Annotated in this window: 12 protein-coding genes; 9 read left to right on the plus strand and 3 right to left on the minus strand. The window is 42.7% G+C overall.

Annotation, left to right across the window (positions count from 1 at the left end):
* Positions 1–32: 32 nt before the first annotated feature.
* A complete protein-coding gene (locus PODO_RS04495; RefSeq protein ID WP_244886494.1) occupies positions 33–1,949 on the plus strand; it encodes a sensor histidine kinase in 1,917 nt (638 codons plus the stop codon).
* A gap of 10 nt (positions 1,950–1,959) precedes the next feature.
* Here the strand turns inward: PODO_RS04495 and PODO_RS04500 are convergent, their stop codons facing one another.
* Positions 1,960–2,199 (minus strand): NHLP leader peptide family RiPP precursor, encoded by a 240-nt coding sequence (locus tag PODO_RS04500; RefSeq protein ID WP_170914256.1) that lies wholly within the window; start codon positions 2,197–2,199, stop codon positions 1,960–1,962.
* 94 nt (positions 2,200–2,293) lie between these two features.
* Positions 2,294–3,229: a hypothetical protein gene (locus PODO_RS04505; protein WP_038568892.1), complete on the minus strand. Its 936-nt coding sequence runs from the start codon at positions 3,227–3,229 to the stop codon at positions 2,294–2,296.
* 101 nt (positions 3,230–3,330) lie between these two features.
* Between PODO_RS04505 and PODO_RS04510 the strand changes: the two genes are divergently transcribed.
* The gene (locus PODO_RS04510; protein ID WP_036676631.1) at positions 3,331–3,624 is read left to right on the plus strand and encodes a hypothetical protein; all 294 of its coding nucleotides are present in this window, start codon (positions 3,331–3,333) and stop codon (positions 3,622–3,624) included.
* 53 nt (positions 3,625–3,677) lie between these two features.
* On the opposite strand, the gene PODO_RS04515 is transcribed toward PODO_RS04510, so the two are convergent.
* The gene (locus tag PODO_RS04515; protein ID WP_036676630.1) at positions 3,678–5,609 is read right to left on the minus strand and encodes a beta-N-acetylhexosaminidase; all 1,932 of its coding nucleotides are present in this window, start codon (positions 5,607–5,609) and stop codon (positions 3,678–3,680) included.
* Positions 5,610–5,693: 84 nt separating this feature from the next.
* Here PODO_RS04515 and PODO_RS04520 point away from each other — a divergent pair, with 84 nt between their 5' ends.
* The 7 genes from PODO_RS04520 to PODO_RS04550 all read left to right on the plus strand — a co-directional run bounded on the left by PODO_RS04520 (position 5,694) and on the right by PODO_RS04550 (position 12,562).
* Positions 5,694–6,548 carry a helix-turn-helix transcriptional regulator gene (locus PODO_RS04520; RefSeq protein ID WP_038568894.1) on the plus strand — a complete coding sequence of 285 codons (855 nt, stop codon included), beginning with the start codon at positions 5,694–5,696 and terminating at the stop codon, positions 6,546–6,548.
* Between the two features lie 317 nt (positions 6,549–6,865).
* Positions 6,866–8,512 (plus strand): sensor histidine kinase, encoded by a 1,647-nt coding sequence (locus tag PODO_RS04525; RefSeq protein WP_036676625.1) that lies wholly within the window; start codon positions 6,866–6,868, stop codon positions 8,510–8,512.
* Positions 8,513–8,535: 23 nt separating this feature from the next.
* Complete coding sequence (locus PODO_RS04530; protein ID WP_036676623.1) at positions 8,536–9,171, plus strand: response regulator; 636 nt, start codon at positions 8,536–8,538, stop codon at positions 9,169–9,171.
* Positions 9,172–9,436: 265 nt separating this feature from the next.
* Positions 9,437–10,174, plus strand: coding sequence for a YveK family protein (locus tag PODO_RS04535; RefSeq protein WP_036676620.1), 738 nt, complete (start codon positions 9,437–9,439; stop codon positions 10,172–10,174).
* Positions 10,158–10,799, plus strand: a complete 642-nt coding sequence (locus PODO_RS04540) for a CpsD/CapB family tyrosine-protein kinase (RefSeq protein ID WP_036676617.1) — start codon at positions 10,158–10,160, stop codon at positions 10,797–10,799. The genes PODO_RS04535 and PODO_RS04540 overlap by 17 nt, the downstream gene beginning before the upstream one ends.
* A 149-nt stretch (positions 10,800–10,948) precedes the next feature.
* Positions 10,949–11,839, plus strand: a complete 891-nt coding sequence (gene galU / locus PODO_RS04545) for a UTP--glucose-1-phosphate uridylyltransferase GalU (RefSeq protein ID WP_036676615.1) — start codon at positions 10,949–10,951, stop codon at positions 11,837–11,839.
* Positions 11,840–11,869: 30 nt separating this feature from the next.
* Complete coding sequence (locus tag PODO_RS04550; protein ID WP_036676612.1) at positions 11,870–12,562, plus strand: sugar transferase; 693 nt, start codon at positions 11,870–11,872, stop codon at positions 12,560–12,562.
* The last annotated feature ends 7 nt before the right edge of the window (positions 12,563–12,569 follow it).

Below are 12,569 nucleotides of genomic sequence, written 5' to 3' on the forward strand. Positions count from 1 at the left end.
ATACTTACTTCTGAGGTGCATATATGCGCTTGATGATTAAAGTCCTACATATAGCAATAGCCCTTACTCTCCTTCTGATAGGATATAGTTCAATTGTTGTATCAGCAGCGACCCCATATCCATCCCAAGAAATTACCAGTTGGCAGATGAGATGGGGCGATGGAAGCGAAAACAGCGGCGTAGTGGTTCCTCAGAATAATGACCAGCAGTATTGGATAAATGTGAATGCTACGAAGGAAATCCCACATCTGCCATCAGGCGTATCCACTTCTTGGACTCGTATTTCCATACCTAACTTTAGTTATATCTCCCCTTCAATCTACATTGATACTTTATATGCTCTTCATGTGAAGGTGTATGTGAACGACCGTTTAATCTTCGAGGAAGATCGTAATTATATTAAGGATAACTATTCTTTGTTGTTGCCTTTGAGTCAAAGCGATAGTGGGAAAACATTATACATTTGGACTGAAACGCTGCAGGATAGAATCGGAATTAAAAATGAAGTAGTGATCGGTGAACACAACCTGTTAATCAATGATTATATTAAAAATGGACTCAGCGATGTGATTTTGGGCTGTGCTTTTTTTCTTGTGGCTATCGTTCTATTTATAAGTTCTCTCTACATTAATAGGGACTATTTTTCCAGTGTGGCTTCACTAGCCGTTGTAATAGGTTCAACCGGAATTCTCTCGATAACCTATTCTCCTTTTATTTATACCTTTTACAGCAATTTGGGCGCGATTAGTAATGTGTTTCTTGATTTGGCTTTATTCTCACTTTTACCGGCGCTTACTCTTTTATTTGAAAAAATATTTGGCAGTGGAAAATATGCGATCGTCCGTCGTTTTCGTCAATTTCAAGTCATTTACTCCTCATTTTGTTTGCTATGTCTTTTGATCAATTTTCTATCGAATAATAGCTATATTGAGTTTTATTATTTTGTATCCACCACTATTATCGGGTTCATCCTCATCCTTCAGTTCATCTTGCTTATCGTATGTGTGATTATATTTTCGCTTAAAGGGAATAGGGACGCTATCATTTTTGCCATTGGCTTTGGAACGGCTGCATTTACTGTAGTGTCAGAGTTACTGTGGTATTACATTCATAAGGGGAACTATGATTTATTCTTGTGGAAGTGGGGCATTGTTGCCTTCATAATCTCCTTGATCGTAATTCTGGAGCGAAGACTAGCCTATAGCCATCAACAGGTTGTTAACTATTCTAAAGAATTAGAGCGTTTTAACAACGAATTGCAGCGTTCAGAAAAAATGGAAATTATTAGCGAGCTTGCTGCATCTGTTGCTCATGAAGTGCGGAATCCACTCCAGGTAACTAGGGGTTTCCTTCAGCTGCTTAGCGAGAAATCCGTTGGTGAAGAGGAAATATTTATGTCGATGGCCCTTAGTGAGCTGGATCGTGCTTCCGGGATCATTACGGATTTCTTAACCTTCGCAAAACCGGAATTTGAGACGATTTCCAGTCTGAATTTGTATAATGAATTTAAGCATATTGAGAGTATTATGCAGCCGCTTTGTCATTTAAATGGAGGAAAAATGATTCTTGATGTATCGGGCGAATTATGGGTGAAGGGGAATTCCTCGAAGTTTAAGCAAGCCTTCATCAACATTATCAAAAATAGCATTGAATCTTTCCGTGACGAAGGATTTATCTATATGTCGGTGTATGCGGAAGAGGAGAACGTAATTATTCATATCAAAGACAACGGGGAAGGGATGGACGCGGATGTCCTGCACCGATTGGGAGAGCCTTATTTCACTAAAAAGAATAAAGGCACAGGTCTTGGATTAATGGTCACTTTCCGTATCATCGAAGCTATGCAAGGTAAAGTGAAATTCACAAGCAAAAAAGGAGTGGGAACCGAATCCATCACCATACTGCCATTGGCAGAAGCTCCGGATGATTCTCACTCCTTAGGGGGTTAATCTTGTTGTCTTACCACGAACCGCGTGGTGCTGCGGTTGCCTTCAATACATCGGATGTAGGACTTGGTGGAATTACAAGATAGAATTCGTTGGAGCCTTCTTCAACGGCTTTCAAGGTAACGCTGTCGGGAATGATTACGCCTAGTGCTTCTTGGAGAGCCGCTTTTGGGTCTGAGAGTAGTCTTTTCTTGAAACTTGGATCTTCCCATGCCTTTTGAATGACTTGATTTCTAAGAATTGCTTCTGACATAATAATCACCCTTCCCAAATTGTATATATTTACCTTTAATAATATAACATAGCAAAACTACTAATACTATTCTTTTTATTACAAAATAATAGAATTAATGGACATTTTTTGACAACCAATGATATAATCCTCCGTTTAGCAAGAGCTGCTTGTCCGCTTCGATGGAATCAGAGATCTGTTGTAAGTTACTTACTAGCATGGAATGGAACGCGATAAGATGAGGGACATTAAGGTCGGAAGCTGTAACTTTGTTATGTGTGTCGTGTGCTAATTCCGTATAGGTATGTAGACCATTTGCAGTGAATAGATAAAATTCGACCTCTTGTGAAGTGAGTTTAGCTGCACTGCTGTTTGGCAGATGTTTGCGAGTTAGGGAGAGAAGACAATTATAGTTGCCCGCGGATAAATCTTCTTTCCAGTCCTCATAGTCATCCAGCATTTGCAGTGTAAGCAAAACCGAATGGATAAGTTCTTCAGCTTGCGGCACTAAATCACTCTTTCCAGACATCAGAAGGGCAGCGGTGCTGGATAGCTTGAGCGGACTGGCTTTATAGGAAATTTTGACCCGATCATTAAGGAAATAGTCACTGGTATTTTCGTTGCTAACACTATCTGCCCACTCCATGATATAACGATTAAATAAGATCCAGAAAGCAGATGGCTCCGGAAATAGTATCCGGTAGATATTTAAAAATTCGACATAAAGCAAATTCGCCAAGGGTAATTTTTCGTATGCGGAGGATTCTTGGCTGTCCATCAGGTCATCCTGTATGAAGAAATACAACATAAAAAAGACGTTGCCCATCGACATCTGGCGAGTAACCTCTGCAGAGATTCCGCATCCCTTCTGCAGCCAAAAGGGTAAAAGATAACATATGTAGTTTTTGTGGCTTTCAGCGTTAAATACGTTAAAATGCTCAAGATAGGACATGCCTTGTTGATTTAGAGGTTCTGGAAATTCAGAAATAATCCGTCTGCTTTCTTGGAATACCAAGCGCAGTTCATCTTCGTAGTCATTTAGCCAATCCATAACAACCCTCCTATAAAATTTTTACGAAAATGGTTCTTTTGCCCTGATTATAGCTTTCTCTTTATTCCATTACAACTAAAATTTAGGAGGTATTAGCAGATATGGAATGGTATACTTTCGGCCAGATGCTTATGGCTATTCGAATGGGTCAAAAGGCGGAAACACCGGATGGCCGCATGGTTATGCGTACTTCCACGGGACTTTTTTGGATAAACGGAATCTTGAAGGGAAAAGTGGTAGAAATCAAAGACTATCTGTTCTCTGACCTATGGCGAATCTATGAGGATGAGGAAAGCCAGCAGGAGGGAATTGGCAGGGAACAACACGAGCAACGTGAGCGGGAGATGCTTGAGAATCAATATGAAGAGCTGCGTTGGGCGAACCGAAAGCGTTAGTTCAACGTTCGATTACCCAACAGCAGCTATATAGTGAATATTAATAAGAAGGATTAGGAACTTACGGATGCGGAGAGTTCTGATTTCAATGCTTCATATTGACTACGCAGGCGTTGAAGTTTCGAGATACTTTGCTCCAAGCCGCCGAGCCGGTTGCGTTCCGTCCACAAGAGACGATATTGGTGAAGGAGTACATCAAGGTCATTGATTTGCTTCGTAATCAGCGCAGGATCAAGCGAATCTGGTGCTGATGTCAACTGTAGCTTGATTCTGCCCAGCTGCACAGCATGCTTCACAAAATGGATGCCATTACTCAGTTCTTTCAGCACAAGAGCAGCATCTTCACATTGAAGATCTAACCCCGATAGCCGCGCCTCAATGGAGAGCAGATATTCTTCGAGATGATTGAAGTGTTCCTCAGTAAGCTTCTCTATGATTAGGAAATTGTCCAGATGGGTACGCAGCAGCAGGGACATTTCTGCATCATTTGAACGGTTGATACTGGATTCAAGCTGATAGTAATTGCCGAGATCCAGGAGCAGCTGGCCAATTCCCTCAGAACGATCTGCAAAAATAAATCTATTTAAATACTGTGCAGTATCTGCTTCCAGATTATGATCTACACTCCAGGATAGGGCTGCGCCGTAGGCGAAGCCGGCATAGCTGACCGGCAGATGCTGCCAGTGTCCAAAATCTCCCCAATCCGTAATGAGATAACCAATAGCGCCGTTGTTTTTGCCATGAATAGCTGCACTGCGCAGATTGGCTAACATATTGTCTGTGCGTCCTGTAATGGAGTTCCATGAGCTGGTGCCTGGGCAGACATAAAAAGGAATACCTGCTTCACGGAATTTGAGCGTATCGGACTCGAAGGGATGCTCAGCGCTATAACCCCATTCCATAGCAATAATATCCTTAGGAAGCTGAGGAATCAGTTCGGGATGCTGGATAATAATATCGCCCCAGAATTGCATCGTTTTGCCACGTTTTGTAACCAACTCATAAATCTTTTGTAGGAATGATAAATAGAGTTGACCTTTGCCTTGAGTTTCTGCCAGAGCTTTATTTTTACCAAGACCGAGTTCATAGGTCTCATCGCAGCCTACATTAAACTGATTGGAGCTAAAGTAAGGTAGCAGATCGTCAAACATTTTGTCTAGCAGAGGTAGTACAGCAGGATCTTCGGTATCAAAAGTACCAGGGTGCATAAATAAGCCTTCTGGATAAACGTCCTGCGCATACAAATTCTTCGGAAGCATAAAGCCTTCGGGAATTTCAGCTAAAGCGTTGAATTCTGGACGAGAGAGCCAGCCCTCCATATGCCCAAAGCTGTTCTGATTGGGAACAAGCTCTATATAACGTGCTTTGCAATAGGCATCCAGAAGCAGGATTTCCTCTCCGGTAATTGGGGTTTCAAGCTCCCAGACTTGAGGGAAGGATTCATAAGCGAACGGAGCACCTTCTATATATAGCTGAAGTTCATTCATCTTCAAATCAGCCATAAGGTCAATGATCCGGTACAAGGTTTCTTGCTTCGGGATTTTATTGCGGCTGATATCTATGAGCAGGCCTCTGGCTCCAAAATCAGGTTCATCGCGAATATGCAGCTGAGGTATAGATTTGCCACTTTGTTCTATGATTTGTTTCAGGGTTGCTGCTGCGTAGAAGGCGCCTACAGGAGAGCTATAGGAGACAACGATACCCTTCTGATCGACAACAATCTCATATGCCTGTGCAGACAATAATGGCACATAGTTAAAGTTACAGACAGATACAACGGTTGGACGTAAGCCAATGGATAAAGTCAGCTGCAGATTCAATGCTTGTGCAATCACTTCCTGTAGTTTTCGTGCAGCTGGCATGGCAGATTGTTCTTCCATATTAGGAAGCACGATGCTTCCGCTTGTTGGGAAATGGAAGGAGCCTTGTGACAATGTGATTTCACGCGGATTAGGGAAAAGCAGTAGTGTAGAATGATTAAGCATAGCGTGGACACCTCTTATTCATGTAGAATATGATCATCTTCACAATAACCTTATCACTACTAAACAAGGGGAGGAATGCCTATAATGTCCAAGCACATGGATTATATGATCAGTCCATATCCAATAAGAATTATTGATCCGAAGGTTGAATCCTCCAAGCTGAAGCTCAAGAATATAAGGGTGGGACAGGCAGGTCATCTGCCAGGAAGAACGTTATTCCGTTCAGGTGTAGTTTTTGAGCACTGGGCCATTGTTTACATAGTGTCAGGTAGTGGCTCCTACATGGAGATTGGGGGAAAAGAGCAGCAGGTGCGTGAAGGCAGCTTATACTTTTTTCGCCCAGGTTACAGTTATAACTTTGGTCCACCACCGGGAGGCAGCTGGGATGAGTATTATATTAACTTTAATGGCACGCGTGTATCCGAATGGCTGGAATCGGGCCTCATAGCCGGGGGAAATGTTTTTCAAGCCCAATCTATAGTAGGTCTTACTACCTTATTTGAAGAAGTGCTGGAACGGATGGAGAGCGGAGAACCTGTGGATGCGGATCGGGCAGCATTATTGCTCGAAAGAATGCTGCTGGAGTGTTCTTTTATAATAGAAGAAAAAAGTTGGAATTCTCAGGCTGATTATATGCGTCAGATTCGGGAAGACCTGAACTTATGCATTTATGGTGAAATGGACCTAGAACAAATAGCGGCAAAACATCATGTTTCGATGTCTACACTTCGTCGTCTTGTTCGACGCAGCAGTGGATACCCGCTTCATGAATATATTCACCGTCTAAAAATGGCAGAAGCCAAAAAGTTGCTTTTTAACACCTCATTACAAATTAAGGAAATTTCTAGTATGCTTCATTATAATGATCCGTTCTATTTTTCTCGTTTATTTAAAAAATATATGGGGATCGCACCCCAGCTTTGCCGGAATAACATTTAAATCGACATCCTCCTACTAGAGTCCCAACAGTAATTGTTATAATTTGTATAATTGTTGTCGTTTTATAAGATATGTTGAAAAATATGGATTAATATTACATAAATGTGTTAGTTCTTATTAACTATAGTGGATAAAATTCCAAATTTTAGTGATAAAACCTACTGAAAAAATAATAAATTTTTTGTAACTATTTTTCAAATGGAAGCGCAAACATGGGAAATGTCAACTTGTTATTGTGATTTTTCTCATGTATGATGCTTTTATCGAGCACAGTACAATCTCGCATTTTCCAAAAAACTGGAGAATAGGGTGGTGGGATGAAAATCAAACCAACTGCAGAAGACAAACTGATTGCGTATTACAGGTATTTTTCATTGTCCCTCACATCACTCATGTATCTTCTAGATAAGACGGGACCTTCCATAATTTATAAATCACTTATTATTGCTATACTTGTTGTGTTTGCACAAACGTTCTCATTTTGTTATCGAAGGCTACGCAGCAGGCCAAAGACTCTCGTCCTGGCTGTTAGTATAGAGATGGTGGGAATTATCGCATTGACCTTGTTTACGGGTGGGTACGAAAGCTCTTTTAGGCTCTATGTGCTTAATCCTGTATTGATTGCTGCAGGCTCATTGTCCATTTATTTTGGATGGTCGTTGCTCTTAAGCTATATCAGTATTTTTGCGGTGCTCTGTTATTTTTTTATCAATTCTGCGAACAGAAATTTTTTAGAAATTGTATTTATAAATGGGAATCTGTTTCTAACACTGGTACTTACGGTTATAATAATGCAGATCGTTAATCGGATGAAGCGGCAACGTGAAGAATCGAATGCTCGCACGAAAGAGACGATGGAGCATATCAAATCCCTGTACCATATCGTGGAAACCTCAAGCCAACATGATTTCATGAATATCGGTCAAGTGATCACCGATTATGTTGTTAAGCTAACGAAGCTAGATAAGGCTTTGTTTTGGTTCGCCAAGAAAAGCGGAGAACCAGCTCCGCAGAGCAGGCAGACCGGCTGGCAGCAGGAAGAGGAACAGTTCCTATTCTCAGAACTGGGAAAACATGAGCATGAATGGAGATTGCAGCGAGAGCCTATTTTTAGAAATCTGCCGGGATTAGGCGATTTCCTGCTGATGCCTGTACGGATGAGCACCCGTTTTGTAGGGATGATTGGACTCAAGCTGGAGTCTACAGAGGGGCTGGAAGGCCGCAGATGGTATATTCAACAATTGATATTCTTATCTGAGCTAAGTGCGAATATTCTTGAAAGACATGAGCTTGGTGTGATCGAGAACCGGTTGATCATCACGAACGAACAGAACCGGATTGCGGATGAAATGCACGACAGTGTGTCGCAGAGCCTTTTTGGTATTGTGTATGCGACGCATTCGCTGAAGGAATCGTGGAAGAGAATGTCTGATCATGAGCTAGAAGAACAAATTGAGCTTATTCATGACTCTGCAACAAAGGTTGCCAAAGAACTGCGGATCACGATCTACAGTCTTAGCTCCAAGAAGAGTGGCGGTCCTACTTGGTTGGGCATGGTAAGATCACATTTGAAGAGCTTATCCAGATTAAATGATGTTGATATTGATTTAAAAATAACGGGCGATGATTTCAGTCTCCCTTATCCTTACCACAAGGCGCTTTTTCGGATTATCTCCGAAGCCACGGGTAATGCCATCAGGCATGGTGCTGCCAGTCGAGTGGATGTAGAACTGTCTCTGAAGCCGACTTGGATTCGATTATTGATTTGTGATAATGGTGTTGGTTTTGATACTGATTTGTTATGGATTGAATCTGAAGATAGTGTAAGCGGACTTGGCATGAAGAATATGCAATATTTGACCCAGTCGCTCGGTGGCGACTTTCAGTTGTCCAGTAATGAGAGCACAGGAACAAGAATTATGATTTCGATTCCTGTCGGTGTAGCTGAATTAAAGAATGCATAAACTTTAGGCGGGAGGTCGTTTCTGTGAAAATCGTCATTGTTGATGATCATCCTTTAGTTAGAAGAGGACTGGCATCTGTCATTTCGATGCAACCGAATGTGCAGTTTGCGGGTGAGGCGACGAATGGCCAAGAAGCGCTTCTTGTGATTGAGGAGACGCAGCCTGATCTCGTATTGATTGATCTTAAGCTAGCAGATGAATCGGGATTGGATGTCATCAAGACAGCGCGTGCTCGTGGTATCGTTAGTAAGTTCATTCTGTTGACGTCATCTGCAAGCAGAGAGGATTTCCTGAAGGCTGAAGAAGTACTGGTAGATGGATATGTACTGAAAGAGGCGTTGCCCGAGGAGTTACTGTTTGCTATCCAATTGGTGCACAAGGGAAGAAAGTATTATGATCCTGGTCTGATGGAAGATAAAATGCGCATGAGTGGAAGCAGCCCAACGGATGAATTAACACCCAAAGAAAAGGAAGTCCTGATCGAGCTGGGACAGGGCGCCTGCAACAGAGAAATTGCTTCACGTCTTTTCATTAGTGAATTTACGGTGAAGAAGCATGTCAGTCAGATTTTAGCTAAATTACAGGTGGCTGATCGTACTCAGGCAGCGCTTTATGCAAATGCTGTCGGATTAACCAAATATGAAATGTCTTACGAGTGAAAATTGAAATAATTCGTAAGCATAGTACATGAACACGGACAGGTTGTCCGTGTTTTTTTGTGCGTTAAAACCTAAATTTGCCCTCGATATGGCACTAAAGTATACCTAATCCCCCTCTTAAGAGGTATAACGTCTTACTCCAAAGTGAAGAGGAAAGTGATGGTATGAGCCATGTGGCGAATGGTGTGGATTGATAGAATTAAAGCAACAACTGAAACTTTCATGAATGCTTTCAGAATGTAATTTTAGCGGAAGGAGGGTTACTGTGGAAAAGACGATTCTGGATTACATTAACCTGATTAAAAAAAGGTTTTGGCTCATCATGGTGTTCGTTTTGATCTCCTGTGCTACGACTTACTATGTTAGCAAAAACTTCGTTGAACCCGTCTATTCCGCTTCCGGACAGCTGCTTGTCAACAACATTGCCAAAGCTCCCGAGAGCAACAATCTTAACGATTTGAGCTTTAGCCTGAATTTAATTGAGAGTTACAAGGAAATTATGAAATCACCGACCATCATGAAAAGCGTAATAGAAAATCACCCGGAGTTTGGTCTCACGGCCGATGAACTAAGCCAGAAGCTTGAGATTAAAACTTCAGAGAAGAGTCAGGTGATCAACCTCAATGTTCAGGATGAAAGCTACACTAAAGCTGCCGGGATCGTAAATGCGGTATCGCAGACATTCATTCGTGAATTGCCATCGCTGATGAGGGTAGACAATGTTACCTTGCTGACACCGGCCGATCCGACTGATGTTCCAGGGCCCTCGAACGGCGGGTTTGCGATGAATCTCATCATCAGCTTTGTTGTATCACTTATGGCTGCCCTAGGAATTATTTTGCTGATGGAAACACTTAACGGCACATTAAGGTCTGAAAAGGAAGCGGAATATGACCTTGGTCTTCCGGTAATTGCTTCGATCGCAACCATTCGTAAACGTGATTTAGGTAAGGCGGCAGGCAACACCAGAGTGAAGGAGGGTGCTTATGTTGCGGCTAAATAAGAGTCTGGTTACAGACGTTAATCCATCCTCGCATATCTCCGAATCGTTCCGATCACTGCGCACATATATACGTCAGCTTGGACTAGCACAGGGCGGCGGAGGAAAAGTGCTGCTCTTTACGTCAGCAGAAGCTGGAGCAGGCAAGACGACAATATTGTCGAATCTCGCGGTCTCTTTCGTCCAGGATGGCAAGAAGGTAGCGGTGGTTGACTGCAATCTGAGACATCCCGGTCTTCATACCGTGTTTGAAGTAGAGGGGAGTGACGGGCTTGCGGCTTATTTAAGTGGGCAAGAGGAAGCAGATAACATCGCTGTCCTCGGAAACTTAGCCAATCTTTCAGTCATCCCGGCGGGAAAAACTCATGTTAGTCCGCCGGATTTGCTAGGCAACCCCAAAATGACCGCTTTGCTTGAGGAACTAAAAGAAAACTACGATCTGATCCTGCTGGATTCTCCTTCGGCAGTCGATTTCAGTGATGCTCGTATATTGGCACCTCAAGCGGACGGCGTGATTCTGGTGGCCAGATATGGAAAGTCCAAACGGGAATCGATTCGCAAAGCGAAGACGCTGCTTGAACAGACCGGCTCTAATCTAATCGGAATTGCCATGAACCAGGCGAAGTAAATGTTTATGCTTTCGAAGTGTTTTTTGCACGAAGTGAAATCATTGAAGCTAATGCTCACAAAACTTAAGTTTATGCTTTCGAAGTGAGTTTTGTACGAAGTGAAATCTTTGAAGCTAATGCTCACAAAACTTTTAGGAGGTAAAGTGCGATGAAAAAGGTGAAAAAAGTAATCATACCCGCGGCAGGACTAGGTACGCGCTTTCTTCCTGCAACGAAAGCCATGCCTAAAGAAATGCTTCCGATTATCAATAAACCAACCATTCAATACATTGTTGAGGAAGCTATTGCTTCCGGTATTGAAGATATCATCATTGTTACTGGTAAAGGTAAAAGAGCCATTGAAGATCATTTTGACAATGCGTTTGAGCTGGAGTCTAGGCTTCTGGAAGATGGAAAGCTGGATCTGCTTAAAGAGGTTCAGCGTTCAGCCAAGGTAGAAATTCACTATATCCGCCAGAAGGAACCAAAGGGTCTGGGGCATGCGGTATGGTGTGCAAGACGGTTTATCGGAGACGAGCCATTCGGTGTCATGTTAGGCGATGATATCGTCACAGGAGCCGTACCTTGCCTTAAGCAGCTGATTGATCAATATGAAGAAACACAAAACTCGGTTATCGGAGTTCAAGAAATTCCTGATGAATTCACGAATCGCTACGGTATTATTGAACCGGATTTGCAGGACGGTAAATTGTATCGGGTTAACAATTTTGTAGAGAAGCCGCCACTAGGTACGGCACCTTCCAATCTGGCGATCATGGGTCGTTATGTGTTTACTCCGAAGATCTTTAAGTATCTCGATTTGATGGAAGAAGGCGCCGGCGGAGAGATCCAGTTGACAGATGCCATTCAGAAGCTGAATCAGAGTGAACGGGTATATGCCTATAATTTTGACGGAACAAGATATGATGTCGGCGAGCGGCTTGGATATATTTTGACAACACTTGAATTTGCACTGCAAAGCGAAGATTTGCGCTATCCGGTGATGGATGCAATGTCGGAATGGCTGAATAAAATGGGACAAACCAGCTTGAGTAGTTAAGTTGAGTTCGCAAAATTTTAGATGAGGAGGATGAGCATGCAAAAACTGCCGGAAGACTACGAGGCGGTCCTGCCGAAAATTTACATGCTGCATACCGATGAGAGAAGGAAAGAAGCAGAGTCCTATTTGATAATGAAACGGATGATCGATATCTTTTTTTCCGCTCTTGGTCTTCTCGTGTTAATGCCATTATTTGTTGTCGTGGCGATTCTGATCAAGCTGGAGGATCCGAAAGGAAAGGTGTTCTTTCGGCAAAACCGGGTTGGGAAGAATGAAAAGCAATTCCCGATGTATAAGTTCAGATCCATGGTTAGTAACGCTGAGGAGTTAAAAGAAAACCTGATGGCCTATAACGAAGTGAGCGGTGCCATGTTCAAGATTAAGAACGATCCGCGGATCACACAGATAGGGAGATTCCTGCGCAAGACGAGCATCGATGAGCTACCTCAGCTGTGGAATGTGCTGATAGGTCAAATGAGTTTGGTTGGTCCTCGTCCTCCGCTGCCAGAAGAGGTGGCTCAGTATACGGAATATGACAAACAGCGTTTGACGGTTACACCAGGCTGTACCGGATATTGGCAAGTGAATGCCCGAAACAGTGTCGGCTTCGACGAAATGGTACAGCTGGACTTAACCTACATCCATATTCGGAGCACCATGCTGGATCTAAAAATCATTGCTAAAACCGGACTGATGTTACTCGGTTCAAAAGATGCTTATTAATAATGTG

The sequence above is a fragment of the Paenibacillus odorifer genome (assembly GCF_000758725.1).
In the GTDB taxonomy this organism is placed as follows: Bacteria; Bacillota; Bacilli; order Paenibacillales; family Paenibacillaceae; genus Paenibacillus_AQ; species Paenibacillus_AQ odorifer.

What these genes read in the sequence shown, in the direction of transcription:
- PODO_RS04495 (WP_244886494.1), top strand. Translation starts at nt 33, where the DNA reads ATGATTAAAGTCCTACATATAGCAATAGCCCTTACTCTCCTTCTGATA.
- PODO_RS04500 (WP_170914256.1), bottom strand. Translation starts at nt 2,199, where the DNA reads ATGTCAGAAGCAATTCTTAGAAATCAAGTCATTCAAAAGGCATGGGAA.
- PODO_RS04505 (WP_038568892.1), bottom strand. Translation starts at nt 3,229, where the DNA reads ATGGATTGGCTAAATGACTACGAAGATGAACTGCGCTTGGTATTCCAA.
- PODO_RS04510 (WP_036676631.1), top strand. Translation starts at nt 3,331, where the DNA reads ATGGAATGGTATACTTTCGGCCAGATGCTTATGGCTATTCGAATGGGT.
- PODO_RS04515 (WP_036676630.1), bottom strand. Translation starts at nt 5,609, where the DNA reads ATGCTTAATCATTCTACACTACTGCTTTTCCCTAATCCGCGTGAAATC.
- PODO_RS04520 (WP_038568894.1), top strand. Translation starts at nt 5,694, where the DNA reads ATGTCCAAGCACATGGATTATATGATCAGTCCATATCCAATAAGAATT.
- PODO_RS04525 (WP_036676625.1), top strand. Translation starts at nt 6,866, where the DNA reads ATGAAAATCAAACCAACTGCAGAAGACAAACTGATTGCGTATTACAGG.
- PODO_RS04540 (WP_036676617.1), top strand. Translation starts at nt 10,158, where the DNA reads ATGTTGCGGCTAAATAAGAGTCTGGTTACAGACGTTAATCCATCCTCG.
- galU (WP_036676615.1), top strand. Translation starts at nt 10,949, where the DNA reads ATGAAAAAGGTGAAAAAAGTAATCATACCCGCGGCAGGACTAGGTACG.
- PODO_RS04550 (WP_036676612.1), top strand. Translation starts at nt 11,870, where the DNA reads ATGAGCATGCAAAAACTGCCGGAAGACTACGAGGCGGTCCTGCCGAAA.